The sequence below is a fragment of the Rhizobium sp. 05N49 genome (genome assembly GCF_056396805.1).
Window position 1 is genome coordinate 1 of the sequence record NZ_JBFTME010000041.1, and the last position, 25,912, is coordinate 25,912.

28 protein-coding genes and 1 tRNA gene are annotated in these 25,912 nt (G+C 58.7%); 27 read left to right on the plus strand and 2 right to left on the minus strand.

Annotated elements, in window-relative coordinates; genetic code table 11:
- The 12 genes from AC1DF8_RS35415 to rpoC all read left to right on the plus strand — a co-directional run.
- On the plus strand, positions 1–148 hold a 148-nt coding region (locus AC1DF8_RS35415), incomplete at its 5' end, for an EF-Tu C-terminal domain-related protein (RefSeq protein ID WP_477822931.1).
- Between the two features lie 203 nt (positions 149–351).
- Positions 352–486 carry a hypothetical protein gene (locus AC1DF8_RS35420; RefSeq protein WP_281413488.1) on the plus strand — a complete coding sequence of 45 codons (135 nt, stop codon included), beginning with the start codon at positions 352–354 and terminating at the stop codon, positions 484–486.
- A gap of 171 nt (positions 487–657) precedes the next feature.
- Positions 658–1,551: an NAD-dependent epimerase/dehydratase family protein gene (locus AC1DF8_RS35425; protein WP_112547867.1), complete on the plus strand. Its 894-nt coding sequence runs from the start codon at positions 658–660 to the stop codon at positions 1,549–1,551.
- Between the two features lie 214 nt (positions 1,552–1,765).
- Positions 1,766–1,841: transfer RNA gene (locus tag AC1DF8_RS35430), tRNA-Trp, on the plus strand.
- A gap of 191 nt (positions 1,842–2,032) precedes the next feature.
- Positions 2,033–2,233: a preprotein translocase subunit SecE gene (secE, locus tag AC1DF8_RS35435; RefSeq protein ID WP_007817110.1), complete on the plus strand. Its 201-nt coding sequence runs from the start codon at positions 2,033–2,035 to the stop codon at positions 2,231–2,233.
- A 17-nt stretch (positions 2,234–2,250) separates the two neighbouring features.
- Positions 2,251–2,781, plus strand: coding sequence for a transcription termination/antitermination protein NusG (nusG, locus tag AC1DF8_RS35440; protein ID WP_112547866.1), 531 nt, complete (start codon positions 2,251–2,253; stop codon positions 2,779–2,781).
- Between the two features lie 176 nt (positions 2,782–2,957).
- Positions 2,958–3,389 (plus strand): 50S ribosomal protein L11, encoded by a 432-nt coding sequence (gene rplK, locus AC1DF8_RS35445; protein ID WP_112547865.1) that lies wholly within the window; start codon positions 2,958–2,960, stop codon positions 3,387–3,389.
- Between the two features lie 4 nt (positions 3,390–3,393).
- A complete protein-coding gene (gene rplA / locus AC1DF8_RS35450) occupies positions 3,394–4,098 on the plus strand; it encodes a 50S ribosomal protein L1 (RefSeq protein ID WP_112547864.1) in 705 nt (234 codons plus the stop codon).
- Between the two features lie 329 nt (positions 4,099–4,427).
- On the plus strand, positions 4,428–4,946 hold the full coding sequence (rplJ, locus tag AC1DF8_RS35455) for a 50S ribosomal protein L10 (protein WP_112547863.1): 519 nt from the start codon (positions 4,428–4,430) through the stop codon (positions 4,944–4,946).
- Between the two features lie 57 nt (positions 4,947–5,003).
- On the plus strand, positions 5,004–5,384 hold the full coding sequence (rplL, locus tag AC1DF8_RS35460; protein WP_009994538.1) for a 50S ribosomal protein L7/L12: 381 nt from the start codon (positions 5,004–5,006) through the stop codon (positions 5,382–5,384).
- Between the two features lie 259 nt (positions 5,385–5,643).
- Positions 5,644–9,786: a DNA-directed RNA polymerase subunit beta gene (gene rpoB / locus AC1DF8_RS35465; RefSeq protein WP_112547862.1), complete on the plus strand. Its 4,143-nt coding sequence runs from the start codon at positions 5,644–5,646 to the stop codon at positions 9,784–9,786.
- Between the two features lie 188 nt (positions 9,787–9,974).
- Positions 9,975–14,186 (plus strand): DNA-directed RNA polymerase subunit beta', encoded by a 4,212-nt coding sequence (rpoC, locus tag AC1DF8_RS35470; RefSeq protein WP_112547861.1) that lies wholly within the window; start codon positions 9,975–9,977, stop codon positions 14,184–14,186.
- Positions 14,187–14,361: 175 nt separating this feature from the next.
- Here rpoC and AC1DF8_RS35475 read toward each other — a convergent pair whose 3' ends face one another.
- Positions 14,362–15,072, minus strand: coding sequence for an acid phosphatase (locus AC1DF8_RS35475; RefSeq protein WP_183887945.1), 711 nt, complete (start codon positions 15,070–15,072; stop codon positions 14,362–14,364).
- Between the two features lie 349 nt (positions 15,073–15,421).
- Positions 15,422–15,715, minus strand: a complete 294-nt coding sequence (locus AC1DF8_RS35480; protein WP_112547859.1) for a transcriptional regulator — start codon at positions 15,713–15,715, stop codon at positions 15,422–15,424.
- 495 nt (positions 15,716–16,210) lie between these two features.
- Here AC1DF8_RS35480 and rpsL point away from each other — a divergent pair, with 495 nt between their 5' ends.
- The 15 genes from rpsL (at position 16,211) to rpsQ (ending at position 25,796) form a co-directional block, all read left to right on the plus strand.
- Positions 16,211–16,582 carry a 30S ribosomal protein S12 gene (rpsL, locus tag AC1DF8_RS35485; protein WP_003547537.1) on the plus strand — a complete coding sequence of 124 codons (372 nt, stop codon included), beginning with the start codon at positions 16,211–16,213 and terminating at the stop codon, positions 16,580–16,582.
- Positions 16,583–16,689: 107 nt separating this feature from the next.
- Positions 16,690–17,160: a 30S ribosomal protein S7 gene (gene rpsG, locus AC1DF8_RS35490; RefSeq protein WP_007817128.1), complete on the plus strand. Its 471-nt coding sequence runs from the start codon at positions 16,690–16,692 to the stop codon at positions 17,158–17,160.
- A 29-nt stretch (positions 17,161–17,189) separates the two neighbouring features.
- The gene (gene fusA / locus AC1DF8_RS35495) at positions 17,190–19,289 is read left to right on the plus strand and encodes an elongation factor G (protein ID WP_112547858.1); all 2,100 of its coding nucleotides are present in this window, start codon (positions 17,190–17,192) and stop codon (positions 19,287–19,289) included.
- A gap of 66 nt (positions 19,290–19,355) precedes the next feature.
- Positions 19,356–20,531, plus strand: a complete 1,176-nt coding sequence (gene tuf, locus AC1DF8_RS35500; protein ID WP_112547971.1) for an elongation factor Tu — start codon at positions 19,356–19,358, stop codon at positions 20,529–20,531.
- Positions 20,532–20,703: 172 nt separating this feature from the next.
- Complete coding sequence (gene rpsJ, locus AC1DF8_RS35505; RefSeq protein ID WP_003547547.1) at positions 20,704–21,012, plus strand: 30S ribosomal protein S10; 309 nt, start codon at positions 20,704–20,706, stop codon at positions 21,010–21,012.
- A 33-nt stretch (positions 21,013–21,045) separates the two neighbouring features.
- Positions 21,046–21,687 (plus strand): 50S ribosomal protein L3, encoded by a 642-nt coding sequence (gene rplC, locus AC1DF8_RS35510; protein ID WP_018115521.1) that lies wholly within the window; start codon positions 21,046–21,048, stop codon positions 21,685–21,687.
- Between the two features lie 13 nt (positions 21,688–21,700).
- Complete coding sequence (gene rplD / locus AC1DF8_RS35515; RefSeq protein ID WP_007812861.1) at positions 21,701–22,321, plus strand: 50S ribosomal protein L4; 621 nt, start codon at positions 21,701–21,703, stop codon at positions 22,319–22,321.
- Positions 22,318–22,611 (plus strand): 50S ribosomal protein L23, encoded by a 294-nt coding sequence (locus AC1DF8_RS35520; RefSeq protein ID WP_007812862.1) that lies wholly within the window; start codon positions 22,318–22,320, stop codon positions 22,609–22,611. Before rplD ends, AC1DF8_RS35520 begins: the two co-directional genes overlap by 4 nt.
- 11 nt (positions 22,612–22,622) lie before the next feature.
- Positions 22,623–23,459 (plus strand): 50S ribosomal protein L2, encoded by an 837-nt coding sequence (gene rplB / locus AC1DF8_RS35525; protein ID WP_478157445.1) that lies wholly within the window; start codon positions 22,623–22,625, stop codon positions 23,457–23,459.
- A gap of 15 nt (positions 23,460–23,474) precedes the next feature.
- A complete protein-coding gene (gene rpsS / locus AC1DF8_RS35530; RefSeq protein WP_007531666.1) occupies positions 23,475–23,753 on the plus strand; it encodes a 30S ribosomal protein S19 in 279 nt (92 codons plus the stop codon).
- 2 nt (positions 23,754–23,755) lie between these two features.
- Positions 23,756–24,145 carry a 50S ribosomal protein L22 gene (rplV, locus tag AC1DF8_RS35535; RefSeq protein WP_018115519.1) on the plus strand — a complete coding sequence of 130 codons (390 nt, stop codon included), beginning with the start codon at positions 23,756–23,758 and terminating at the stop codon, positions 24,143–24,145.
- Entirely contained in the window at positions 24,145–24,879 is a 735-nt protein-coding gene (gene rpsC / locus AC1DF8_RS35540) for a 30S ribosomal protein S3 (protein WP_003573793.1), read from the plus strand. Before rplV ends, rpsC begins: the two co-directional genes overlap by 1 nt.
- 38 nt (positions 24,880–24,917) lie before the next feature.
- Positions 24,918–25,331 carry a 50S ribosomal protein L16 gene (gene rplP / locus AC1DF8_RS35545; RefSeq protein WP_003573792.1) on the plus strand — a complete coding sequence of 138 codons (414 nt, stop codon included), beginning with the start codon at positions 24,918–24,920 and terminating at the stop codon, positions 25,329–25,331.
- Positions 25,332–25,343: 12 nt separating this feature from the next.
- On the plus strand, positions 25,344–25,544 hold the full coding sequence (rpmC, locus tag AC1DF8_RS35550) for a 50S ribosomal protein L29 (protein WP_018115518.1): 201 nt from the start codon (positions 25,344–25,346) through the stop codon (positions 25,542–25,544).
- A 12-nt stretch (positions 25,545–25,556) separates the two neighbouring features.
- Positions 25,557–25,796: a 30S ribosomal protein S17 gene (rpsQ, locus tag AC1DF8_RS35555; protein WP_018115517.1), complete on the plus strand. Its 240-nt coding sequence runs from the start codon at positions 25,557–25,559 to the stop codon at positions 25,794–25,796.
- Positions 25,797–25,912 lie beyond the last annotated feature (116 nt).

Sequence of the window (25,912 nt, forward strand, 5' to 3'; positions counted from 1 at the left end):
AGGCACGGAAATGGTTATGCCTGGCGACAACGTCACGGTTGACGTCGAGCTGATCGTTCCGATCGCGATGGAAGAAAAGCTTCGCTTCGCTATCCGCGAAGGCGGCCGCACCGTCGGTGCAGGCATCGTTGCTTCCATCATCGAGTAATCGGAATTATCCCCGATTTTAGGAAAAACCCCGCTGGAAACGGCGGGGTTTTTTCGTTTTCCGGCATGCGGAAACGCTCATGAGATGTTGTAAAAATATCGTTAAGATGTCCCATAACAGTATTTTGTTCATCTAGCGTTCAGAAAGCGTTTTGCGTTCCGGCATTTTTAGTCCAGACTCCTCATTGTAGAGAGGAGAGTAGGATGATTCACAAGGCTACATTCGTTGCGACGATTTTCGCGATGTATGTTTTCACGATGTTTTTCATCGCTGCAATTCCGCAGGAAGTTGTTCAGGCAGCTGGCGTGCAGATAGACGAAATAAGCGTCGTTAAATAGTTGCGTAGCGAGCCGCCGGAGCGTCCGGCGGTGATTGAAATGGCAGGGCAGGCGCTTCCAGTTGGAAGCCCCTGGCCAGGGTAGGTTTGAACCTGCTGACGAGACGCTCGCTTGCTCTTCGCGCGGAAGAGTTTATCTATGCCTCCGATTTCATGACGCGGAGGATATTCCATGAAAAAGCGCATTCTCTTCACCGGCGGTTCGGGCAAGGCGGGACGTCATGCCGTGCCGTGGCTCGTCAATGCCGGATATGAGGTTCATAACGTCGATCTCGTGCCGCTCGAAAGCCCTGGTGTCACCAATCTCACTGCCGACATCACCGACAGTGGCCAGATGTTCAACGTGCTTTCCATGCACCGGGATTTTCCGGATCTGGACGCGGGCAAGGGTGTTCAGCCTTTCGACGCCGTTGTGCATTTCGCGGCAGTGCCGCGCATCCTTATCAAGCCTGATAACGAGACCTTCCGCATTAACACGATGGGCACTTATAATGTCATCGAGGCGGCCGTGAAGCTCGGTATCCGGAAGATCATCGTCGCATCGAGTGAGACGACCTACGGCGTCTGTTTCGCCGAAGGTCATCGCGATTTCCACCAGTTCCCGTTGGATGAGGACTATGATGTCAATCCGATGGATTCCTACGGCCTTTCCAAGGTCCTGAATGAGAAGACCGCGCGTGCTTTTGCTGAGCGGTCCGGCTTCGATATTTACGCGTTGCGCATCGGCAACGTCATCGAGCCGCATGAATACGAGAGGTTTCCGACCTATTTCGCCAATCCGGAAATGCGCAAGCGCATCGCCTGGAGCTATATCGATGCGCGCGACCTCGGACAGATCGTCCACCGCTGCATTGAGAAGGACGGATTGGGCTTCCAGGTCTTCAATGCCGCCAACGACACGGTCTCGGCCAATACGCCATCTCGAGAGCTCGCCAAGCGATTCTACCCGAATGTGCCGTTCACCCGTGAGATCGGCGAATATGAGGGCCTGCTTTCCAACCGGAAGATTCGCGAAGTGCTCGGCTTCAAGGAAGAGCACGACTGGCGGAAATACGTGAAAGTGTGAGTTTCACTGCAGAAAGTCCCGCGGTCGGACGCGTTCGATTTCGCGTCCGGTCGTCAAATGTGCTGCTGCAGGGGACTTCTTTCGATTGCCTGCGGAGAATGATCCCGAAAATCGAAAATCGCTCTTGCATATCCCGAGCCGCCGCCTTAAAGGGAGCGCCATGCTTTTCACCGGCTCATGATCGCAAGGTCAACAGGCTGAATGCAAAGCGTAAAGGGGTATAGCTCAGTTGGTAGAGCGGCGGTCTCCAAAACCGCAGGTCGGGGGTTCGAGCCCCTCTGCCCCTGCCATTTTCCTTGAACGGACAGCGCGGACGTCTCGCAGCGTTCCGGCGAGGATTGAGCATATGGCGACAAATTTCGTTAAACATCAGTTTCCCTCTTGTGTATCGGGAAATCGATGTTTATTTAGGGTTCAACAGACACGCGGTGCGTGGGGCTGATAGTTTCAGCTTTACGCGCCGTAATTGCGTGGGCAGTCGATGGCATCCAAATCCAATCCATTCGCGTTTCTGCAGCAGGTTCGCACGGAGACGTCTAAAGTTACATGGCCGTCGCGCCGCGAGACGATGATCTCGACGGTTATGGTGCTGTTTATGGTTGTTTTTGCTGCGCTGTTTTTCTTTGCCGCGGACCAGCTGATTGGCTGGGCGCTGAGCTTCGTGCTCAATACCGGCAACTGATACGGGTGGAGATGAAAATGGCGGCACGTTGGTACATCGTCCACGCATATTCCAATTTTGAAAAGAAGGTGGCTGAGGACATCGAGAACAAGGCTCGCCAGAAGGGGCTTGAGCACCTGTTCGAGAAGATTCTCGTGCCGACCGAAAAGGTGGTGGAAGTGCGTCGCGGCCGCAAGGTCGATTCCGAGCGCAAGTTCTTCCCGGGCTATGTCATGGTTCGCGCCAACCTGACGGATGAGGCCTATCACCTGATCAAGAATACGCCGAAGGTCACGGGCTTCCTTGGCTCTGACAACAAGCCGGTTCCGATTCCGGATTCTGAGGCCGATCGCATCCTCGGTCAGGTTCAGGAAGGTGTCGAACGGCCGAAGGCTTCCGTTACCTTCGAGATCGGCGAGCAGGTTCGTGTATCTGACGGTCCGTTCGCCTCGTTCAACGGGACGGTTCAGGATGTGGACGAAGAGCGTTCGCGCCTGAAGGTGGAAGTGTCGATCTTCGGTCGCGCGACCCCGGTCGAGCTGGAATACGCTCAGGTCGAGAAGGTCTGATTTTTTGAGATCGAGGCTCAGTCGCTTGTGGCTGATCCTCGTGCGGCAAATGCCGCATCGCGTGGAAGGTGAGGGGTCTTAGCCGGGCCTCAAGGATCCGAACCACGCAACCGCAGCCGCCGGAGCGATCCGGCATCAGGGCCGGGTGACCGGCCATCAGTGAAAGGCAGAGAGATATGGCTAAGAAAGTTGCAGGCCAGCTCAAGCTGCAGGTCAAGGCAGGATCGGCAAACCCGTCCCCGCCAATCGGCCCGGCACTTGGTCAGCGTGGCATTAACATCATGGAATTCTGCAAGTCGTTCAACGCGGCTACGCAGGAAATGGAAAAGGGTATGCCGATCCCGGTCGTCATCACCTATTACCAGGACAAGTCCTTCACCTTCGTCATGAAGCAGCCGCCGGTCAGCTACTGGCTGAAGAAGGAAGCCAAGATCCAGTCCGGTTCCAAGACCCCGGGCAAGGGCGCAAAGGCTGGTACCCTCACCAAGGCTCAGATCAAGACGATCGCCGAAGCCAAGATGAAGGACCTGAACGCAGCAGATATCGAAGGTGCAATGGCGATGATCGAGGGCTCTGCCCGCGCCATGGGCCTGGAAGTGGTGGGTTAAGACCATGGCAGGCAAGCGCACTCAGAAGATCAACGAAGGTGTTGATCCCACCAAGCTCTACGCTCTGACGACCGCCATCGGCATGGTCAAGGAACGTGCTGTCGCAAAGTTCGATGAAACCATCGAAGTTTCGATGAACCTCGGCGTTGACCCGCGTCACGCAGACCAGATGGTCCGCGGCGTCGTCAACCTGCCGAACGGCACCGGCCGTACGGTTCGCGTTGCTGTTTTTGCTCGTGGCGTCAAGGCTGATGAAGCCAAGGCTGCCGGCGCAGACGTCGTTGGCGCAGAAGAGCTCGTTGAAATCGTCCAGGGCGGCAAGATCGATTTCGATCGTTGCATCGCAACCCCGGACATGATGCCGCTCGTCGGCCGCCTCGGTAAGGTTCTCGGCCCGCGTGGCATGATGCCGAACCCGAAGGTTGGCACGGTTACGATGGATGTCGCTGGTGCCGTCAAGGCTTCCAAGGGCGGCGCTGTCGAGTTCCGCGTCGAGAAGGCTGGTATCGTTCACGCCGGCATCGGCAAGGCATCTTTCGATGCCAAGGCTCTGGAAGAAAACATCCGTGCCTTCGCTGACGCCGTCATCAAGGCAAAGCCGGCTGGCGCCAAGGGCAACTACGTCAAGCGCGTAGCGCTCTCCTCGACCATGGGTCCGGGCGTCAAGATCGAAGTTGGCTCGGTCACCGCAGCGGTTACCGCTGCTTAAGTTTCATCGGGCTTCGGCCTGATAACAAGAATTCCGGCCTCGTAAAGGGGCCGGAATATTCCGGAGAAATCCGGAATCCTGTCCGAGATTGCAGGTGGTTTTCCCTTAATCACTGTTGCCTGCATGAGACGGGTAAGACCCGAATTGCATGAAGTTCTGCTTCTAGGAAATCGGTTCGAGCCTTGGATGCCTTGTGCCTCTTTTGCCTTTACTGGCGCGGAGCGCGAGGGGACAGGATCCTCAAGCGCCGCTTGGGATCTATTCTGATCCCAGGAGGCAAAGGCAACCCGGTGGGTCCGTTCAACGGTCCCGCCAACTGGAGATAGGCAGTGGAAAGAGCGGAAAAGCGCGAATTCGTCACGGAACTGAACGATGTCTTCAAGGCATCGGGCTCGGTTGTCGTGGCCCACTATGCTGGTGCTACAGTCGCACAGATGAACGATTTTCGTTCGAAGATGCGCGCTGCTGGCGGCACCGTCAAAGTCGCGAAGAACCGCCTGGCCAAAATTGCCCTTCAGGGTACGGAAGCGGAAGGGATCTCCGATCTCTTCAAAGGTCAGACCCTCATTGCTTACAGCAATGATCCGATCACCGCTCCGAAGGTCGTCATGGATTTCGCCAAGACCAACGACAAGATCGTTGTTCTCGGTGGCGCCATGGGAACAACCACGCTCAATGCTGAAGCTGTCAAGTCGCTTGCGACCCTGCCTTCGCTCGATGAGCTGCGTGCGAAGCTGCTGGGCATGATCCAGACACCGGCTACCCGCATCGCTGGGGTTGTTGCAGCACCGGCAAGCCAGCTTGCCCGCGTGTTCGCGGCCTACGCCAAGAAGGACGAAGCCGCTTAAGGCGGTTTTTCGCTGTACAAACTCAACAGTTCGAACCGAACAAAAGGAACTAGAAAAATGGCTGATCTCGCAAAGATCGTTGATGACCTCTCCTCGCTGACCGTCCTGGAAGCCGCTGAGCTTTCCAAGCTGCTCGAAGAAAAGTGGGGCGTTTCCGCCGCTGCTCCGGTAGCTGTTGCTGCCGCTGCTGGTGGTGCAGGTGCTGCTGCTCCGGTCGAAGAAGAAAAGACCGAGTTCGACGTCATCCTCACGGATGCCGGCGCCAACAAGATCAACGTCATCAAGGAAGTCCGCGCCATCACCGGTCTCGGCCTCAAGGAAGCCAAGGACCTCGTCGAAGGCGCTCCGAAGGCTGTCAAGGAAGGCGTTTCCAAGGCTGAAGCTGCTGACATCAAGAAGAAGCTTGAAGACGCTGGCGCAAAGGCTGACGTCAAGTAATCTTGAACTGCTTTTGGGAGGCGGTGTTTGCCGTCTCCCATTTGCCGTTTTTTTGAACGAATTACCCAAAAGCCGCGTGAAAACGGCTTTTGGGTAATGGGTTCTTCAAGAGCATGGTCTCGAACCGAGGCACCAAGGCAATCCGGCCTGGCTGTTTCGGGAGGTGGGACGAGGTTGAACTACTCATTGGTTGACGGGATCGACTGGCCATCGGTTCCCGTCCGTTGCAGGCCCGGATGCAATTTTTGAAGGAGCGACGATGGCTCAGACCCTTTCGTTCAATGGTCGCAGGCGCGTACGCAAGTTTTTTGGTAAAATCCCCGAAGTCGCAGAAATGCCGAACCTCATCGAGGTTCAGAAGGCGTCCTACGACCAGTTTCTGATGGTTGAAGAGCCCAAGGGCGGTCGTCCCGACGAAGGCCTCCAGGCTGTCTTCAAGTCTGTTTTCCCTATCACCGATTTCTCCGGCGCTTCCATGCTGGAGTTCGTGTCCTATGAATTCGAGCCGCCGAAGTTCGACGTCGACGAATGCCGCCAGCGCGACCTGACCTATGCTGCGCCGCTGAAGGTTACTCTCCGTCTCATCGTGTTCGATATCGACGAGGATACGGGCGCGAAGTCGATCAAGGACATCAAGGAACAGTCCGTATACATGGGCGATATGCCGCTCATGACGAACAACGGTACGTTCATCGTGAACGGCACCGAACGCGTGATCGTGTCCCAGATGCACCGCTCGCCGGGCGTCTTCTTCGACCACGACAAGGGCAAGAGCCATTCTTCCGGCAAGCTGCTCTTTGCTGCCCGCGTCATTCCGTATCGCGGTTCCTGGCTCGATATCGAATTCGACGCCAAGGACATCGTCTATGCCCGTATCGACCGCCGCCGCAAGATTCCGGTGACGTCGCTGCTGATGGCCCTCGGCATGGACGGCGAGGAAATCCTCGACACCTTCTACACGAAGTCGCTCTACAAGCGTGACGGCGAAGGCTGGCGCATTCCCTTCAAGCCGGAAACGCTGAAGGGTGCAAAGGCGATCACCGAGATGGTCGACGCCGATACCGGCGAAGTCGTGGTCGAAGCCGGCAAGAAGCTGACCCCGCGTTTGCTCCGCCAGCTCTCCGACAAGGGCCTCAAGGCTCTCAAGGCGACTGACGACGACCTCTATGGCAACTACCTTGCCGAAGACATCGTCAACTACTCGACGGGCGAGATCTATCTCGAAGCCGGCGACGAAATCGACGAGAAGACGCTTGGCATCATCCTCGCCAACCACTTCGACGAGATCCCGGTTCTCGGCATCGACCACATCAATGTCGGCGCCTACATCCGCAACACGCTGACCGCAGACAAGAACGAGAACCGTCAGGACGCTCTGTTCGACATCTACCGCGTCATGCGTCCGGGTGAACCGCCGACCATGGATTCGGCCGAAGCCATGTTCAACTCGCTGTTCTTCGATGCGGAGCGTTATGATCTCTCCGCCGTCGGCCGCGTGAAGATGAACATGCGTCTTGACCTTAGCGTCGAAGACACCGTTCGCATCCTGCGCAAGGACGACATCCTGGCCGTGGTCAAGATGCTTGTCGAACTGCGCGACGGCAAGGGCGAGATCGACGACATCGACAACCTCGGCAACCGCCGCGTCCGCTCGGTCGGCGAGCTGATGGAGAACCAGTACCGTCTCGGCCTGCTTCGCATGGAGCGCGCGATCAAGGAACGCATGTCCTCGATCGAAATCGACACGGTCATGCCGCAGGATCTGATCAACGCCAAGCCGGCTGCTGCAGCCGTCCGCGAATTCTTCGGTTCCTCGCAGCTGTCGCAGTTCATGGACCAGGTCAACCCGCTGTCGGAAATCACCCACAAGCGCCGTCTCTCGGCTCTTGGCCCGGGCGGTCTGACCCGCGAGCGCGCCGGCTTCGAAGTCCGCGACGTTCATCCGACGCACTACGGCCGCATTTGCCCGATCGAAACGCCGGAAGGCCCGAACATCGGTCTCATCAACTCGCTGGCGACCTTTGCGCGCGTCAACAAGTACGGTTTCATCGAAAGCCCGTACCGTCGTATCGTCGATGGCAAGGTCACGACCGACGTGCTTTACCTCTCCGCCATGGAAGAGGCGAAGTACTACGTCGCCCAGGCCAACGCCGAACTGACGTCGGACGGCTCATTCGTCGACGAATTCGTCGTCTGCCGTCACGCTGGCGAAGTTATGCTTGCCCCGCGCGACAGCATGAACCTGATGGACGTTTCGCCGAAGCAGGTCGTTTCGGTCGCAGCCGCTCTCATTCCGTTCCTGGAAAACGACGACGCCAACCGCGCTCTCATGGGCTCGAACATGCAGCGTCAGGCCGTTCCGCTTCTGCGCGCTGAAGCGCCGTTCGTCGGTACCGGCATGGAACCGGTCGTCGCCCGCGACTCCGGTGCTGCCATCGGCGCACGCCGCGGCGGTGTGGTCGACCAGGTCGACGCGACGCGTATCGTTATCCGCGCCACGGAAGACCTCGAGGCCGGCAAGTCCGGCGTCGATATCTACCGCTTGCAGAAGTTCCAGCGTTCGAACCAGAACACCTGCGTCAACCAGCGTCCGCTGGTTACCGTCGGTGACGAGGTCAACCGCGGCGACATTCTCGCCGACGGTCCGTCGACGGATCTGGGCGATCTGGCTCTCGGCCGCAACGCGCTCGTCGCGTTCATGCCCTGGAATGGCTACAACTACGAAGACTCGATCCTGCTCTCCGAGCGTATCGTTGCCGACGACGTGTTCACCTCCATCCACATCGAAGAATTCGAAGTGATGGCGCGCGACACCAAGCTTGGTCCGGAAGAAATCACGCGCGATATCCCGAACGTTTCGGAAGAAGCGCTGAAGAACCTCGACGAAGCCGGTATCGTCTACATCGGTGCCGAAGTTCAGCCGGGCGATATCCTCGTCGGCAAGATCACGCCGAAGGGCGAAAGCCCGATGACGCCGGAAGAAAAGCTCCTGCGCGCCATCTTCGGTGAAAAGGCATCCGACGTGCGCGACACGTCCATGCGCATGCCGCCCGGCACCTACGGCACGATCGTCGAAGTGCGCGTCTTCAATCGCCACGGCGTTGAGAAGGACGAGCGCGCGATGGCAATCGAGCGCGAAGAGATCGAGCGTCTGGCAAAGGACCGCGACGACGAGCAGGCGATCCTCGACCGTAACGTCTACGGCCGTCTGATCGACATGCTGCGCGGTCAGTCCTCCATTGCAGGCCCGAAGGGCTTCAAGAAGGGCACCGAGCTGTCAAACGCCGTCGTCTCCGAGTATCCCCGCTCGCAGTGGTGGATGTTCGCCGTCGAGGACGAAAAGGTCCAGAGCGAACTCGAAGCACTCCGTGGCCAGTACGACGAATCCAAGTCGCGCCTTGAACAGCGCTTCATGGACAAGGTCGAAAAGGTCCAGCGCGGCGACGAAATGCCTCCGGGTGTCATGAAGATGGTCAAGGTCTTCGTCGCTGTGAAGCGCAAGATCCAGCCGGGCGACAAGATGGCCGGCCGTCACGGCAACAAGGGTGTCGTTTCGCGCATCGTGCCTGTCGAAGACATGCCGTTCCTCGAAGACGGCACGCATGTCGACGTCGTTCTGAATCCGCTCGGCGTGCCCTCGCGCATGAACGTCGGCCAGATTCTCGAGACGCACCTTGGCTGGGCTTGCGCCGGCATGGGTCGTCAGATTGGCGAGATGCTGGAGGCCTACAAGGCCGGCGGTAACATCGAGCCGCTTCGCAAGACGATCGGCGACGTTGTCGGTGACGGTCCGAAGGCCGAACAGGTCAAGGATTTCGACGATGAATCGGTCCTGCGTCTGGCCGACCAGTGGAAGCGTGGCGTGTCCATCGCGACCCCGGTCTTCGACGGTGCGAACGAAGAGAACGTCAATGAGATGCTGCGTCTGGCAGGTCTCAAGGATACTGGTCAGTCGACGCTGTACGACGGTCGTACCGGCGAGCAGTTCGACCGCCAGGTTACGGTTGGCTACATCTACATGCTGAAGCTCAACCACCTGGTCGACGACAAGATCCATGCTCGTTCGATTGGTCCGTACTCGCTCGTCACCCAGCAGCCGCTGGGCGGTAAGGCGCAGTTCGGTGGYCAGCGCTTCGGCGAAATGGAAGTCTGGGCGCTCGAAGCTTACGGCGCAGCCTATACGCTGCAGGAAATGCTGACCGTGAAGTCGGACGACGTTGCCGGCCGCACCAAGGTCTACGAAGCGATCGTCCGTGGCGACGACACCTTCGAGGCCGGCATTCCGGAAAGCTTCAACGTTCTCGTCAAGGAAATGCGTTCGCTGGGTCTCTCGGTCGAGCTCGAAAATTCCAAGGTCGAGGACCTGCAGGGCGCAAGCCAGCTGCCGGATGCTGCCGAGTAACCACTTGATAGGGTGTGCGCCTTAATAGGGCGCACACTGTTCCCGCCGTGGCCCCGTAACGTGTTGGCCGGGCAGGGACGCTTTCGCCGCATTTTGCGGTTATTGTCGTTTAAGCGATGGCGCGGCTCCCGGGAATTTGCCGCCAACCTCGCAAGCTAAGGGCGCTTTCGCCCATGAAGGAGACAGGCATGAACCAAGAGGTCATGAATCTTTTCAATCCGCAGGTGCCTGCACAGAATTTCGATTCCATCCGGATTTCGATCGCCTCTCCGGAGAAGATTCTTTCCTGGTCCTACGGTGAGATCAAGAAGCCGGAAACCATCAACTACCGCACGTTCAAGCCGGAACGCGACGGGCTCTTCTGCGCGCGCATCTTCGGGCCGATCAAGGACTACGAATGCCTGTGCGGTAAGTACAAGCGCATGAAGTACAAGGGCATCATCTGCGAAAAGTGCGGCGTCGAAGTCACGCTGTCGCGCGTTCGCCGTGAGCGCATGGGCCATATCGAGCTCGCCGCTCCCGTTGCCCATATCTGGTTTCTGAAGTCGCTGCCGAGCCGCATTTCCACGCTGCTCGACATGACGCTGAAGGATGTCGAGCGCGTTCTCTACTTCGAAAACTACATCGTCACCGAGCCGGGTCTTACTGCCCTGAAGGAGCATCAGCTTCTTTCGGAAGAAGAATACATGCTCGCCGTCGACGAATACGGTGAAGACCAGTTCACGGCCATGATCGGTGCTGAAGCTATCTATGAGATGCTGGCATCGATGAACCTCGAAAAGATCGCTGGCGATCTGCGCTCCGAGCTTGCCGACACCACGTCGGATCTCAAGCAGAAGAAGCTGATGAAGCGCCTGAAGATCGTCGAGAACTTCATGGAATCCGGCAACCGTCCGGAATGGATGATCATGAAGGTCGTCCCGGTCATCCCGCCGGATCTGCGCCCGCTGGTTCCGCTCGATGGCGGCCGTTTCGCGACGTCGGATCTGAACGATCTGTACCGCCGCGTCATCAACCGTAATAACCGTCTGAAGCGCCTGATCGAACTGCGTGCTCCGGGCATCATCATCCGCAACGAAAAGCGCATGCTGCAGGAATCTGTCGATGCGCTCTTCGATAACGGCCGCCGCGGCCGCGTCATCACCGGCGCCAACAAGCGTCCGCTGAAGTCGCTGTCCGACATGCTCAAGGGCAAGCAGGGCCGCTTCCGTCAGAACCTGCTCGGCAAGCGCGTCGACTATTCCGGCCGTTCGGTCATCGTGACCGGTCCGGAACTGAAGCTGCACCAGTGCGGTCTTCCGAAGAAGATGGCGCTCGAGCTCTTCAAGCCGTTCATCTACGCCCGCCTCGACGCCAAGGGTTATTCCTCGACCGTCAAGCAGGCCAAGAAGCTGGTCGAAAAGGAAAAGCCGGAAGTCTGGGATATCCTCGACGAGGTCATCCGCGAGCATCCGGTTCTGCTGAATCGCGCACCGACGCTGCACCGCCTGGGTATCCAGGCCTTCGAACCTACCCTGGTCGAAGGCAAGGCCATCCAGCTGCACCCGCTCGTCTGCACGGCCTTCAACGCCGACTTCGACGGTGACCAGATGGCTGTTCACGTGCCGCTGTCGCTCGAAGCCCAGCTCGAAGCCCGCGTTCTGATGATGTCGACGAACAACATCCTGCATCCGGCAAACGGTGCACCGATCATCGTTCCGTCGCAGGACATGGTTCTCGGCCTTTACTACCTGTCGATCATGAACCAGAACGAGCCGGGCGAAGGCATGGCCTTCTCCGATCTCGGCGAGCTGCACCACGCCCTCGAAACCAAGGTCGTGACGCTGCACACCAAGATCCGCGGCCGCTTCAAGTCGATCGGCGAGGACGGCAAGCCCTACTCGAAGATCTATGAAACGACGCCGGGCCGCCTGCTCATCGGTGAACTCCTGCCGAAGAACGGCAAGGTGACCTTTGATATCTGCAACCAGGAAATGACCAAGAAGAACATCTCCAGGATGATCGACGCGGTCTACCGTCATTGCGGCCAGAAGGACACGGTCATCTTCTGCGACCGCATCATGCAGCTCGGCTTCAGCCACGCCTGCCGCGCCGGCATTTCGTTCGGCAAGGACGACATGGTCATCCCGGACACCAAGGCCAAGATTGTTAACGACACCGAAAACCTGGTGAAGGAATACGAGCAACAGTACAACGACGGTCTCATTACCCAGGGCGAAAAGTACAACAAGGTTGTCGACGCCTGGGGTAAGGCCACCGAAAAGGTCGCCGAAGAGATGATGGCCCGCATTAAGGCTGTTGAGTTCGATCCGGCGACCGGTCGTCAGAAGCCGATGAACTCGATCTACATGATGTCACACTCGGGCGCCCGCGGTTCTCCGAACCAGATGCGTCAGCTGGGCGGCATGCGCGGCCTCATGGCCAAGCCGTCGGGTGAAATCATCGAGACGCCGATCATCTCGAACTTCAAGGAAGGCCTGACCGTCAACGAGTACTTCAACTCGACGCACGGTGCCCGTAAGGGTCTGGCAGACACCGCCTTGAAGACCGCAAACTCCGGTTATCTGACCCGCCGTCTCGTCGACGTCGCGCAGGATTGCATCGTCACGCACGTCGATTGCGGTACCGAAACTGGCCTCACCATGACCGCCATCGTCGATGCCGGCCAGGTCGTTGCTTCGCTCGGCGCCCGCATCCTCGGCCGTACGGCTCTCGATCACATCGACCATCCGATCACCGGCGAGCGCATCGTCGATGCCGGCAAGATGATCCTCGAGCCAGATGTCGTCGAGATCGAGAAGGCTGGTATCCAGTCGATCCGCATCCGTTCGGCCCTGACCTGCGAAATCCAGACGGGCGTCTGCTCTGTTTGCTACGGCCGCGACCTTGCTCGCGGTACGCCTGTTAACATGGGCGAAGCCGTCGGCGTCATCGCCGCTCAGTCGATCGGTGAACCGGGCACGCAGCTCACCATGCGTACGTTCCACCTTGGTGGCACGGCAACCGTGGTCGACCAGTCGTTCCTGGAAGCTTCGTACGAAGGTACGGTGCAGATCAAGAACCGCAACATCCTGCGCAACTCCGATGGCAATCTGGTTGCCATGGGCCGCAACATGACCGTTCAGATCCTGGACGAGCGTGGCGTGGAACGCTCCTCGCAGCGTGTTGCCTACGGTTCGAAGCTGCATGTCGACGAAGGCGACAAGGTCAAGCGCGGTCAGCGTCTGGCAGAGTGGGACCCCTACACCCGTCCGATGATGACGGAAGTGGCCGGTACCGTTCAGTTCGAAGACGTCGTCGATGGTCTCTCTGTTCTCGAAGCGACCGACGAATCCACCGGTATCACCAAGCGTCAGGTTATCGACTGGCGTTCGACCCCGCGTGGTTCGGACCTGAAGCCGGCCATTGTCATCAAGGATGCCAGCGGCAATGTCGCAAAGCTCTCCCGTGGTGGCGAAGCCCGCTTCCTGCTTTCGGTCGACGCGATCCTGTCGGTCGAGCCGGGCACGAAGGTCTCCCAGGGTGACGTTCTTGCTCGTTCGCCGCTGGAAAGCGCCAAGACCAAGGACATCACCGGTGGTCTGCCGCGTGTCGCAGAACTGTTCGAAGCCCGTCGTCCGAAGGATCACGCCATCATCGCTGAGATCGATGGTACGATCCGCCTCGGCCGCGACTACAAGAACAAGCGTCGCGTCATCATCGAGCCGGCAGAAGACGGTGTCGAGCCTGTCGAGTACCTGATCCCGAAGGGCAAGCCCTTCCACCTTCAGGAAGGCGACTATATCGAAAAGGGTGACTACATCCTCGACGGTAACCCGGCTCCGCACGACATCCTGGCGATCAAGGGCGTGGAAGCCTTGGCTTCCTACCTCGTCAACGAGATCCAGGAAGTCTATCGCCTGCAGGGCGTTGTCATCAACGACAAGCATATCGAAGTGATTGTCCGTCAGATGCTGCAGAAGGTGGAAATCACCGATGCAGGCGACTCGACCTATATCGTCGGCGACAACGTCGACCGTATCGAGCTCGAGGACGTCAACGACCAGCTCATCGAGGAAGGCAAGAAGCCTGCCAGCGGCGATCCGGTTCTGCTCGGCATCACCAAGGCATCGCTGCAGACCCCGTCCTTCATCTCGGCCGCGTCCTTCCAGGAAACGACCAAGGTGCTGACGGAAGCTGCGATCGCCGGCAAGACCGACGGCCTCCAGGGTCTGAAGGAAAACGTCATCGTCGGCCGCCTGATCCCGGCCGGTACCGGTGGCACCATGACCCAGATCCGCCGCATCGCGACGGCTCGCGACGACCTGATCCTGGAAGAGCGCCGCAAGGGTACCGGGGCAGGGGTGGCAACGCCGATGCTGCAGGACCTCGCGAACGAAAGCGCTCCTGCTGCCGAGTAATCGTCAGTTCGAGACATCCAGAATAAAAGCCGCCCGGAGAAATCCGGGCGGCTTTTTTTGTCGGGAGTTCGGTCGATGAGCTATTGGGAACGGTTCCACGCCGGGAGGTTCACGGCAGCAAATGACAAAGACGCCGGAAACGACCCGGCGGCTTCTCCGAAATTATCGCTAAAGCTTAGAGGCCGAGCGCGCTGCGCAGCTCGGTCTTTGCCGCTTCATATTCGGCCTTGTAGTCGTCGTGCTGCATGATCGCCTGGGCGATCACGATGCCGGAAATCCGGCCGGCTTCGATATCGGTCGGGTAATGGATGCCGCCGACGACGCGGTTCCAGCCATACTCCCAGGCACGGGCCATGATCGCATCCTTCTTTTCCGGAACCATGTCGGAGAGCACGACACCCATCAGCGTGCCGACTGTGGTGTGGCCGGACGGATAGGAGCCGGACTTAGAAAGCGGAACGACCGGCTTGACGAGTTCAGGATAGAGCAGGTGCGGACGCGTGCGCTTCCACACATCCTTGGCCGGATCGACGACAGCGGCTTCAGTTTCGACGACACGGTCGAAGAAAGCGGAGAACTTCGGCAGGTTTTCCTTGGTGAACTTCGGATTGTTGATCACGTCGGAATAGCGCCAGACATTTTCTTCGGCGTCGGCAACGGCGCGATCGACCATTTCGGGCGTGCGGGTGACCTGGATGGTCAGGACCTCACCGATCTCGGCCTTGGTCTTGGCCGAGTCATTGGCCGGCGGCGGCGGCAGCAGGTCGAGGAGATTGACTTCCTTGGCATCGGTGAAAGGCTTTGCCTTGTCTTCGGCAAAAACCGGCGATGCGATCGTGACAGCAAACGCAAGGCCGAGCGCGACGAATTTCGAGATATTCCGCATGGTAGCTCCTTTGGGGCAATGATTACAATCAGGCTCTAGCCAATGATTGTTTTGTTCGCGTGACACTTCGCATGGCCTCTGCGCCGTCGGTTGGTCGAGAGATGGATTGTCAGCGACCACCTCAAATGGAAGTCGATATCTACGGTTGCCGGAAGATGCCCGAACGTGGACAGAGCGCTGCGGCGGTGTACATTTTGAGGTGCGCAGAAGGATGGATGTTGAACTTGTTGGGCCGGTGGCGAGGGTATCGCGGGAGCCCGCCGCGCTCATTGATATCGGCCAGCGGAAAGGCGAGGGCGGGAGGATTAGGCCCGCGCCGGCGCGCAGGCTCTATTCTTTATATATAGGCTTAGCTGAAGCGGATGATCGAAACTTCGCCGTCCAGGGCACCCTGATAGGCAGAAGCATGCGGCTCTTCGGAGGGGACTTCGGTCAACATGCCGATCTGGTCGAGATCGGCCTCGATAAAGCCCTCCTCGGCGAGCGCGTTCAGAGCCTCGCGCACGGCGCTATCGTCATCGGCGGCCTTCAGCATGACATGCAGGTCTACGCCCTCGCTCGTGTCGGATTCGTAGCCCTTGCCGATGATGATGAAGATCATCGGTCCGTCGAAATTGTTGTCGTTGTCCGGTGTACCGATCATCTTTTGTCCTTCGGCTCTCTAAGAATCGCAATATGCAGGTCCCATATAAGGGCTTGATGTCTGCAAATATTGATTCCTATCTGTTTTTGCGGCAATGCCCAAGTTTATCTTGGGTGACATCCTTAATCGACCTGAAGACCCTCGAAACAGGGCGTTTACCGGGCTTTTCAAGCCATTGAGCCGGAGATTATTTCTTAACCGGCCTTGACGAACTGGGTGGAAACCAGTAGTACGCCCGCCATCAGATCCAATGTGAGGTTTGGCTGTTCGGGGCGACGCGCTCTGAAGATCGCCTCAAACAAGGTTCTAAACGCACGTTGAAGTCATGATGCTGCACGCATGACGCACCTTTATTGCGTCCTCTGCTCTATGTGGTCCATCTGCGGAAGCGGATCGGGCCATATTTTGCGCATTGAGGGAAATATGTGTGGCAATGCCGGAAACGGCGAAGTTCGAGCCCGCAAGGGTACTGAGACAAACGTAAGGGATGGTTGAATGCCTACCGTAAACCAGCTGATCCGCAAGCCTCGCCAGGCGAACGTAAAGCGTAACAAGGTTCCCGCTCTTCAGGAGAACCCGCAGAAGCGCGGCGTTTGCACCCGCGTCTACACCACGACGCCGAAGAAGCCGAACTCGGCTCTGCGTAAGGTTGCAAAGATCCGCCTCACCAACGGCTTCGAAGTCATTGGTTACATCCCCGGTGAAGGTCATAACCTTCAGGAACACTCTGTCGTCATGATCCGTGGCGGCCGCGTAAAGGACCTTCCGGGTGTCCGTTATCACATCATCCGCGGCGTTCTCGATACCCAGGGTGTCAAGAACCGCAAGCAGCGCCGTTCCAAGTACGGTGCGAAGCGTCCGAAGTAATTTCGCCCCGGGCGATACCGCCCGGAAAGGCTTGAAAGTGAAATCCCCGGCGCTGCGCGAAGTCCTCCGCGTGGTAGAGCGCCTTAACAGTTAAAGAGACGAGAAGTATGTCCAGACGCCATAAAGCAGAAAAGCGCGAGATCAATCCGGACCCGAAGTTCGGTGACCTCGTTGTTACGAAGTTCATGAATGCCATCATGCTGGACGGCAAGAAGTCCGTCGCCGAAAGCATCGTCTATGGCGCGTTTGACTCCGTACAGGGCAAGTCGAAGCAGGAGCCGCTGACGGTTTTCCATTCCGCGCTCGACAACATTGCTCCGCACGTTGAAGTCCGTTCGCGCCGCGTCGGTGGTGCGACCTACCAGGTTCCGGTCGATGTTCGTCCGGAGCGCCGCCAGGCTCTTGCTATCCGCTGGCTGATCGCTGCTGCTCGCAAGCGCAACGAGACCACCATGATCGATCGTCTTTCGGGCGAACTTCTCGACGCATCCAACAACCGCGGTTCCGCGGTCAAGAAGCGCGAAGACACGCACAAGATGGCTGATGCCAACCGCGCGTTCTCGCATTATCGCTGGTAATCCCGAACGATATCGAAAGGCAGTCCATAATGGCTCGCGAATATAAGATCGAAGACTACCGCAATTTCGGTATCATGGCGCACATCGACGCCGGCAAGACCACGACCACCGAGCGTATCCTTTATTACACCGGCAAGTCGCACAAGATCGGTGAAGTCCACGATGGCGCAGCCACGATGGACTGGATGGAGCAGGAGCAGGAACGCGGCATCACGATCACCTCCGCCGCGACCACGACCTTCTGGAAGGGTCGTGACGGCAAGATGCGCCGCTTCAACATCATCGACACCCCCGGCCACGTCGACTTCACCATCGAAGTCGAGCGTTCGCTGCGCGTTCTCGACGGCGCCATTGCGCTGCTCGACGCCAACGCCGGTGTTGAACCGCAGACGGAAACCGTCTGGCGTCAGGCCGAGAAGTACAACGTTCCGCGCATGATCTTCTGCAACAAGATGGACAAGACCGGCGCGGACTTCTACCGCTCGGTCGAGATGATCAAGACCCGTCTGGGTGCGATCGCTGTCGTCATGCAGCTGCCGATCGGCGCTGAAAGCGACTTCAAGGGCGTTATCGACCTGGTCGAGATGAACGCTCTCATCTGGCGCGACGAATCGCTCGGCGCCCAGTGGGACGTCGTTGAGATCCCGGAAGACATGAAGGCCAAGGCTGAAGAATATCGCGAAAAGCTGATCGAGACCGTTGTCGAGATCGACGAAGCCGCGATGGAAGCCTACCTCGAAGGCAACATGCCCGACAACGACAAGATCCGCGAACTCGTTCGTCGCGGCACGATCGACGTCAAGTTCCACCCGATGTTCTGCGGCACTGCCTTCAAGAACAAGGGCGTTCAGCCGCTGCTCGACGCCGTTGTCGACTACCTGCCGTCGCCGCTCGACATTCCTGCGATCAAGGGCATTGACTTCAAGACGGAAGCCGAAATCGAGCGTCATGCAGACGATGCCGAGCCGCTTTCCATGCTCGCGTTCAAGATCATGAACGACCCCTTCGTCGGTTCGCTCACCTTCGCCCGCATCTATTCCGGCAAGCTCGAAAAGGGTTCGTCGGTCATGAACACGGTCAAGGACAAGCGCGAGCGCGTCGGCCGCATGCTGCAGATGCACTCCAACTCGCGTGAAGACATCGAAGAAGCCTTTGCCGGCGACATCGTTGCTCTCGCAGGTCTCAAGGAAACCACGACTGGCGATACGCTCTGCGACCCGCTGAAGCCGGTTATCCTCGAGCGCATGGAGTTCCCGGAGCCGGTCATCCAGATCGCTATCGAGCCGAAGTCCAAGGGCGACCAGGAAAAGATGGGCCTCGCGCTCAACCGTCTGGCTGCAGAAGATCCGTCGTTCCGCGTGAAGACGGACCAGGAATCCGGTCAGACGATCATTGCCGGCATGGGCGAACTGCATCTCGACATCATCGTCGACCGCATGCGTCGCGAGTTCAAGGTCGAAGCAAACGTCGGTGCGCCGCAGGTTGCTTACCGCGAAACCATCACGCGCCAGCACGAAGAAGATTACACGCACAAGAAGCAGTCCGGTGGTACCGGCCAGTTCGCGCGCGTCAAGATCGTCTTCGAACCGAACCCGGACGGCGAAGACTTCAAATTCGAATCCAAGATCGTCGGCGGTGCTGTTCCGAAGGAATACATCCCGGGCGTTCAGAAGGGTATCGAAAGCGTTCTGTCTTCCGGCCCGCTGGCTGGCTTCCCGATGCTGGGCGTCAAGGCGACCCTCATCGATGGCGCCTTCCACGACGTTGACTCCTCGGTCCTGGCGTTCGAAATCGCTTCCCGCGCTTGCTTCCGTGAAGCAGCAAAGAAGGCCGGCGCTCAGCTCCTCGAGCCGATGATGAAGGTCGAAGTTGTTACCCCGGAAGATTACGTCGGCGACGTTATCGGCGACCTCAACTCCCGTCGTGGTCAGATCCAGGGTCAGGAAAGCCGCGGTGTGGCCGTTGTCATCAACGCCAACGTCCCGCTGGCCAACATGTTCAAGTACGTCGATAACCTGCGCTCCATGTCGCAGGGCCGTGCTCAGTACACGATGACCTTCGATCACTACTCGCCGGTCCCGTCGAACGTCGCAACCGAAATCCAGGCAAAGTATTCCGGTCAGAAGTGACCGGAATACCAATTGACCGATAACAAGAATTAGCGCCCCTCGGGGCCAAAGAATGGAGAGCCGAAAATGGCAAAGAGTAAGTTTGAGCGCAACAAGCCGCACGTCAACATTGGCACGATCGGCCACGTTGACCACGGCAAGACGTCTCTGACGGCAGCGATCACGAAGTACTTCGGTGAGTTCAAGGCGTATGACCAGATCGACGCTGCSCCGGAAGAAAAGGCACGCGGCATCACCATTTCGACGGCTCACGTCGAGTATGAGACGCCGAACCGTCACTATGCGCACGTCGACTGCCCCGGCCACGCCGACTATGTCAAGAACATGATCACGGGTGCTGCGCAGATGGACGGCGCGATCCTGGTCTGCTCTGCTGCTGACGGCCCGATGCCGCAGACGCGCGAGCACATCCTGCTCGCCCGCCAGGTTGGCGTTCCGGCGATCGTCGTGTTCCTGAACAAGGTCGACCAGGTTGACGACGCCGAGCTTCTCGAGCTCGTCGAGCTTGAAGTTCGCGAACTCCTGTCGTCCTACGACTTCCCGGGCGACGACATCCCGGTCGTCAAGGGTTCGGCTCTTGCTGCTCTTGAAGATTCTGACAAGAAGATCGGTGAAGACGCGATCCGCGAGCTGATGGCTGCGGTTGACGCCTACATCCCGACGCCTGAGCGTCCGATCGACCAGCCGTTCCTGATGCCGATCGAAGACGTGTTCTCGATCTCTGGCCGTGGTACGGTTGTGACGGGCCGCGTCGAGCGTGGTATCGTCAAGGTTGGTGAAGAAGTCGAGATCGTCGGCATTCGTCCGACCTCGAAGACGACGGTTACCGGCGTTGAAATGTTCCGCAAGCTGCTCGACCAGGGCCAGGCTGGCGACAACATCGGCGCTCTGGTTCGCGGTGTGAACCGTGACGGCGTCGAGCGTGGTCAGATCCTGTGCAAGCCGGGCTCTGTCAAGCCGCACAAGAAGTTCAAGGCAGAAGCCTACATCCTGACGAAGGAAGAAGGCGGCCGTCATACGCCGTTCTTCACGAACTACCGTCCGCAGTTCTACTTCCGCACGACGGACGTGACGGGCATCGTGACGCTTCCGGAAGGCACGGAAATGGTTATGCCTGGCGACAACGTCACGGTTGACGTCGAGCTGATCGTTCCGATCGCGATGGAAGAAAAGCTTCGCTTCGCTATCCGCGAAGGCGGCCGCACCGTCGGTGCAGGCATCGTTGCTTCCATCATCGAGTAATAGCGGCGACTAAACAAACAATAAGGTGGGTCAAAAGGCCCTGAAGAGTGGATAGGGGTGCCGTAACAGGCGTCTCTCTCGATCTTTGAAACCGGTGGTCCGCCTTAGGAAGAAAGAAAAACCCGTGTCTTGTCCAAAGACATGCGGAAAACAAACACAAGGATAACGTCGAATGAACGGCCAAAATATCCGCATTCGCCTGAAGGCGTTCGATCACCGGATTCTCGATGCTTCCACGCGCGAGATCGTGTCGACGGCGAAGCGCACCGGTGCTAGCGTCCGGGGCCCCGTTCCGCTTCCGACCCGCATCGAGAAGTTTACGGTCAACCGGTCCCCGCACATCGACAAGAAGAGCCGCGAACAGTTCGAGATGCGCACGCATAAGCGCCTGCTCGACATCGTAGACCCGACCCCGCAGACGGTAGACGCGCTGATGAAGCTCGATCTCGCCGCCGGTGTCGATGTTGAGATCAAGCTCTGAGCTTGCTCGAGCTGAGTTGGAAGGATTGAACCGATGCGTTCAGGTGTGATTGCACAGAAGGTGGGAATGACCCGCGTCTACAACGACGCCGGCGAGCATGTCCCTGTAACGGTACTGCGTATGGATGGCTGCCAGGTTGTGGCCCAGCGGACCGTAGAAAAGAATGGCTATACCGCGCTTCAGCTCGGTGCTGGCCAGGCCAAGGTAAAGAACACGTCCAAGGCTATGCGCGGCAACTTCGCCGTCGCTAATGTCGAGCCCAAGGCCAAGCTGCAGGAATTCCGTGTTTCGGAAGACAACCTGCTCGACATTGGCACCGAGCTCAAGGCCGGTCACTTTGCTGCTGGTCAGCTCGTCGATGTCACCGGCACGACGATTGGTAAGGGCTTTGCCGGCGCCATGAAGCGCCACGGCTTCGGCGGTCTTCGCGCTACGCACGGTGTGTCCGTTTCGCACCGTTCGCACGGCTCGACGGGTTCGCGCCAGGATCCGGGCAAGGTTTTCAAGAACAAGAAGATGGCTGGTCACATGGGCCAGACGCGCGTGACGACGCAGAACCTTGAAGTCGTTTCGACCGACGAAGATCGCGGTCTGATCCTGATCAAGGGTGCAGTACCCGGTTCCAAGGGTGCCTGGATTATCGTGCGCGACGCCGTCAAGTCGGCAGCGAAGTAAGGGAGCCAGACCAATGGAATTGAACGTCAAGACCCTCGAGGGAAAAGACGCTGGGAAGGTTTCCCTTTCGGAAGCGATTTTCGGCCTTGAGCCCCGCGAAGATATTCTCGCCCGCGTTATCCGCTGGCAGCTTGCCAAGAAGCAGCAGGGCACGCACCAGGCAAAGGGCCGCGCAGACGTCTGGCGCACCGGCGCCAAGATGTACAAGCAGAAGGGTACGGGCCGCGCTCGTCACCATTCGGCTCGTGCTCCGCAGTTCCGAGGCGGTGGTAAGGCTCATGGCCCGGTTGCTCGCAGCCACGAACACGACCTTCCCAAGAAGGTTCGTGCGCTCGGCCTGCGTCATGCGCTGTCCGCCAAGATCAAGGCAGATGAACTGATCATCATCGATGATCTGGTCGCCAACGAAGCAAAGACGAAGGCTCTGGCCGGCGTATTCGCAACGCTGGGCCTCACCAACGCCCTCTTCATCGGCGGCGCCGAGCTCGACGGTAACTTCAAGCTCGCTGCACAGAACATTCCGAACATCGATGTTCTGCCGATCCAGGGCATCAACGTTTACGACATCGTCCGCCGCGGCAAGCTCGTGCTTTCCAAGGCTGCCGTTGAAGCGCTAGAGGAGCGATTCAAGTGACCGATCTCCGCCACTACGATGTGATCGTTTCTCCTGCGATCACCGAAAAGTCCACGCTGGTATCGGAAAACAACCAGGTTGTTTTCAATGTCGCCAAGAAGGCGACGAAGCCGGAAATTAAGGCTGCAGTCGAGGCGCTCTTCGGYGTCAAGGTTACCGCCGTCAACACTCTGCTGCGCAAGGGCAAGACCCGCCGTTTCCGCGGTTTTGTCGGCAAGCAGCAGGACGTGAAGAAGGCTGTCGTGACGTTGGCTGAAGGCCAGACGATCGACGTCTCCACCGGTCTCTGAGGATTAATAAAATGGCATTGAAAACATTCAATCCGACGACCCCGAGCCAGCGCCAGCTGGTCATCGTCGACCGTTCGGGCCTCTACAAGGGCAAGCCGGTCAAGGCGCTGACGGAAGGTCTGACCAAGAGCGGCGGTCGTAACAACCTCGGCCGCATCACGGCCCGCTTCATCGGCGGTGGTCACAAGCGCAGCTACCGTCTGGTGGACTTCAAGCGTCGCAAGTTCGACGTTGAAGGCACCGTCGAACGTATCGAATACGATCCGAACCGTACGGCGTTCATCGCGCTCGTCACCTACACCGACGGCGAACAGGCCTACATCATCGCTCCGCAGCGCCTTGCTGCCGGCGACAAGGTCATCGCTTCGGACAAGACTGTCGACGTCAAGCCCGGCAACACGATGCCGCTGCAGTACATCCCGGTCGGCTCCATCATCCACAATGTGGAAATGAAGCCGGGCAAGGGCGGTCAGATCGCTCGCTCCGCCGGTTCCTACGCGCAGCTCGTCGGCCGCGACCAGGGCATGGCGATCCTTCGCCTGAACTCTGGCGAACAGCGCCTCGTGCACGGCGTCTGCCTTGCTTCGATTGGTGCCGTGTCCAACCCGGACCACGCCAACATCAACGACGGCAAGGCCGGTCGTACCGTTTGGCGCGGCAAGCGTCCGCACAACCGCGGTGTCGTCATGAACCCGGTCGACCATCCGCACGGCGGTGGTGAAGGCCGCACCTCTGGTGGTCGTCACCCGGTTTCTCCGTGGGGCAAGCCGACCAAGGGCAAGCGCACTCGGTCCAACAAGTCGACCGACAAGATGATCATGCGCTCACGTCATCAGCGTAAGAAGTAAGAGAGGAAGTCTCCAATGGCTCGTTCAGTATGGAAAGGTCCGTTCGTTGACGGCTATCTTCTCAAGAAGGCTGAGAAGGTTCGTGAAGGCGGACGTGCAGAAGTGATCAAGATCTGGAGCCGTCGCTCCACGATCCTGCCGCAGTTCGTCGGTCTCACCTTCGGCGTCTACAACGGCAGCAAGCATGTTCCGGTCAGCGTCAATGAAGACATGGTCGGTCACAAGTTCGGTGAATTCTCTCCGACCCGGACCTACTACGGTCACGGCGCGGACAAGAAGGCAAAGAGGAAGTAACGATGGGCAAGGCAAAAACAGAACGCCGGCTCAAGGACAACGAAGCGCAGGCAGTCGCCCGCACGCTCCGCGTCAGCCCCCAGAAGCTCAACCTGGTTGCTGCGGCCATCCGCGGCAAGAAGGTCGAGCGTGCACTCGCTGAGCTGGAATTCTCCCGCAAGCGTATCGCAGGTGCCGTCAAGAAGACGCTCGAATCTGCGATCGCCAACGCCGAGAATAACCATGACCTCGACGTCGACGCTCTCGTCGTCGCCGAGGCTTATGTCGGCAAGTCGATCGTCATGAAGCGCTTCCACGCCCGCGGCCGCGGCCGCGCGTCGCGCATCGAACGTCCTTTCGCTCACCTGACGATCGTCGTTCGTGAAGTGCAGGCACAAGAGGAGGCCGCATAATGGGTCAGAAAATCAATCCGATTGGTTTCCGTCTTGGCATCAACCGTACCTGGGATAGCCGCTGGTTTGCGGACAATGCCGAGTACGGCCAGCTCCTGCACGAAGACCTGAAGATGCGTAAGTTCGTGATGAGCGAACTGAAGCAGGCTGGTATCTCCAAGGTGGTTATCGAGCGTCCGCACAAGAAGTGCCGCGTCACGATCCACTCGGCCCGTCCGGGCCTGATCATCGGCCGCAAGGGCGCCGACATCGACAAGCTCCGCAAGAAGCTGTCGGACATGACGAACTCCGAAACGCATCTCAACATCGTTGAAGTGCGCAAGCCGGAAGTCGACGCAACGCTCGTTGCTCAGTCGATCGCCCAGCAGCTCGAGCGCCGCGTGGCTTTCCGCCGCGCAATGAAGCGCGCCGTTCAGTCCGCGATGCGTCTTGGCGCCGAAGGCATCAAGATCACCTGCGCAGGCCGTCTCGGCGGTGCAGAAATCGCTCGTACGGAATGGTACCGCGAAGGCCGCGTTCCGCTGCACACCCTGCGCGCTGACATCGACTACGGTACGGCTGAAGCCGAAACCGCATTCGGTATCTGCGGCATCAAGGTCTGGATCTTCAAGGGCGAAATCCTTGAGCATGATCCGATGGCTTCCGAACGCCGCGCGCTGGAAGGCGACGCACAGGGCCCGGCAAGCCGCGAACGCGACCGTGGCGATCGTCGCCGCGAACGCGACAACGCGTAATTAGCGCTGGCGAAAGATAAGCTCGGAGAAGTAAGAAAATGTTGCAGCCAAAGCGTACTAAGTACCGCAAGCAGTTCAAGGGCCGCATCAAGGGCGTTGCCAAGGGCGGTTCCGACCTTGCCTTTGGTGAATTCGGCCTGAAGGCTCAGGAGCCGAACCGCGTTAACGCTCGTGAGATCGAAGCGGCTCGCCGCGCGATCACGCGTTACATGAAGCGCGCCGGTCGTGTTTGGATCCGCGTGTTCCCGGACGTTCCGGTAACCGCAAAGCCTACCGAAGTCCGCATGGGTAAAGGTAAGGGTTCCGTGGAATACTGGGCATGCAAGGTCAAGCCCGGTCGTATGATGTTCGAGATCGACGGTGTCTCCGAGGAAATCGCGCGTGAAGCGCTTCGCCTCGGCTCGGCCAAGCTCTCGGTCAAGACGCGCTTTGTACAGCGCATCGCAGAGTAAGGAGAAGGCACGATGAAAGCCGAAGAAGTACGCGGCCTCACGGCCGACCAGCTCAAGGACAAGCTCGCCGACCTGAAGAAGGAGCAGTTCAACCTGCGCTTCCAGAAGGCGACGAACCAGCTTGAGAAGACCTCGCGCATCAACGAAGTCCGCAAGGACATCGCCCGCGTGAAAACCATTGCCCGCCAGAAGGCGGCAGAAGCAAAGGCTTAAGGAAAAAAGAACATGCCGAAGCGTATTCTGCAGGGCGTCGTGGTTGGTGACAAGAACGAGAAGACTGTCGTAGTTCGCGTTGAGCGTCGTTTCGCTCATCCGCTGCTCCAGAAGACCGTTCGTCGCTCCAAGAAGTACAAGGCCCACGACGAAAACAATCAGTACAAGATCGGCGATATCGTCTCCATCGAGGAGTGCGCACCGATCTCCAAGGACAAGCGCTGGACGGTCGTTGCCGCCCAGGCCAAGTAAGAATTTTGCGCGAGGCCTTGCGTCTCGCGGAAATTTCTATATGAAGCAGCGTCGGAACGCTCGAATGCCGGGCGTTCTTTTGCTTTAAGCGCACGGAAGGTCCCCACTGGGAAACC

Excerpts from the sequence above, each read along its gene's own strand:
- AC1DF8_RS35420 (WP_281413488.1), top strand. The coding sequence starts at position 352 with ATGATTCACAAGGCTACATTCGTTGCGACGATTTTCGCGATGTATGTT.
- AC1DF8_RS35425 (WP_112547867.1), top strand. The coding sequence starts at position 658 with ATGAAAAAGCGCATTCTCTTCACCGGCGGTTCGGGCAAGGCGGGACGT.
- secE (WP_007817110.1), top strand. The coding sequence starts at position 2,033 with ATGGCATCCAAATCCAATCCATTCGCGTTTCTGCAGCAGGTTCGCACG.
- nusG (WP_112547866.1), top strand. The coding sequence starts at position 2,251 with ATGGCGGCACGTTGGTACATCGTCCACGCATATTCCAATTTTGAAAAG.
- rplK (WP_112547865.1), top strand. The coding sequence starts at position 2,958 with ATGGCTAAGAAAGTTGCAGGCCAGCTCAAGCTGCAGGTCAAGGCAGGA.
- rplA (WP_112547864.1), top strand. The coding sequence starts at position 3,394 with ATGGCAGGCAAGCGCACTCAGAAGATCAACGAAGGTGTTGATCCCACC.
- rplL (WP_009994538.1), top strand. The coding sequence starts at position 5,004 with ATGGCTGATCTCGCAAAGATCGTTGATGACCTCTCCTCGCTGACCGTC.
- rpoC (WP_112547861.1), top strand. The coding sequence starts at position 9,975 with ATGAACCAAGAGGTCATGAATCTTTTCAATCCGCAGGTGCCTGCACAG.
- AC1DF8_RS35475 (WP_183887945.1), bottom strand. The coding sequence starts at position 15,072 with ATGCGGAATATCTCGAAATTCGTCGCGCTCGGCCTTGCGTTTGCTGTC.
- AC1DF8_RS35480 (WP_112547859.1), bottom strand. The coding sequence starts at position 15,715 with ATGATCGGTACACCGGACAACGACAACAATTTCGACGGACCGATGATC.
- rpsL (WP_003547537.1), top strand. The coding sequence starts at position 16,211 with ATGCCTACCGTAAACCAGCTGATCCGCAAGCCTCGCCAGGCGAACGTA.
- rpsG (WP_007817128.1), top strand. The coding sequence starts at position 16,690 with ATGTCCAGACGCCATAAAGCAGAAAAGCGCGAGATCAATCCGGACCCG.
- fusA (WP_112547858.1), top strand. The coding sequence starts at position 17,190 with ATGGCTCGCGAATATAAGATCGAAGACTACCGCAATTTCGGTATCATG.
- rpsJ (WP_003547547.1), top strand. The coding sequence starts at position 20,704 with ATGAACGGCCAAAATATCCGCATTCGCCTGAAGGCGTTCGATCACCGG.
- rplC (WP_018115521.1), top strand. The coding sequence starts at position 21,046 with ATGCGTTCAGGTGTGATTGCACAGAAGGTGGGAATGACCCGCGTCTAC.
- rplD (WP_007812861.1), top strand. The coding sequence starts at position 21,701 with ATGGAATTGAACGTCAAGACCCTCGAGGGAAAAGACGCTGGGAAGGTT.
- rplB (WP_478157445.1), top strand. The coding sequence starts at position 22,623 with ATGGCATTGAAAACATTCAATCCGACGACCCCGAGCCAGCGCCAGCTG.
- rpsS (WP_007531666.1), top strand. The coding sequence starts at position 23,475 with ATGGCTCGTTCAGTATGGAAAGGTCCGTTCGTTGACGGCTATCTTCTC.
- rplV (WP_018115519.1), top strand. The coding sequence starts at position 23,756 with ATGGGCAAGGCAAAAACAGAACGCCGGCTCAAGGACAACGAAGCGCAG.
- rpsC (WP_003573793.1), top strand. The coding sequence starts at position 24,145 with ATGGGTCAGAAAATCAATCCGATTGGTTTCCGTCTTGGCATCAACCGT.
- rplP (WP_003573792.1), top strand. The coding sequence starts at position 24,918 with ATGTTGCAGCCAAAGCGTACTAAGTACCGCAAGCAGTTCAAGGGCCGC.
- rpmC (WP_018115518.1), top strand. The coding sequence starts at position 25,344 with ATGAAAGCCGAAGAAGTACGCGGCCTCACGGCCGACCAGCTCAAGGAC.
- rpsQ (WP_018115517.1), top strand. The coding sequence starts at position 25,557 with ATGCCGAAGCGTATTCTGCAGGGCGTCGTGGTTGGTGACAAGAACGAG.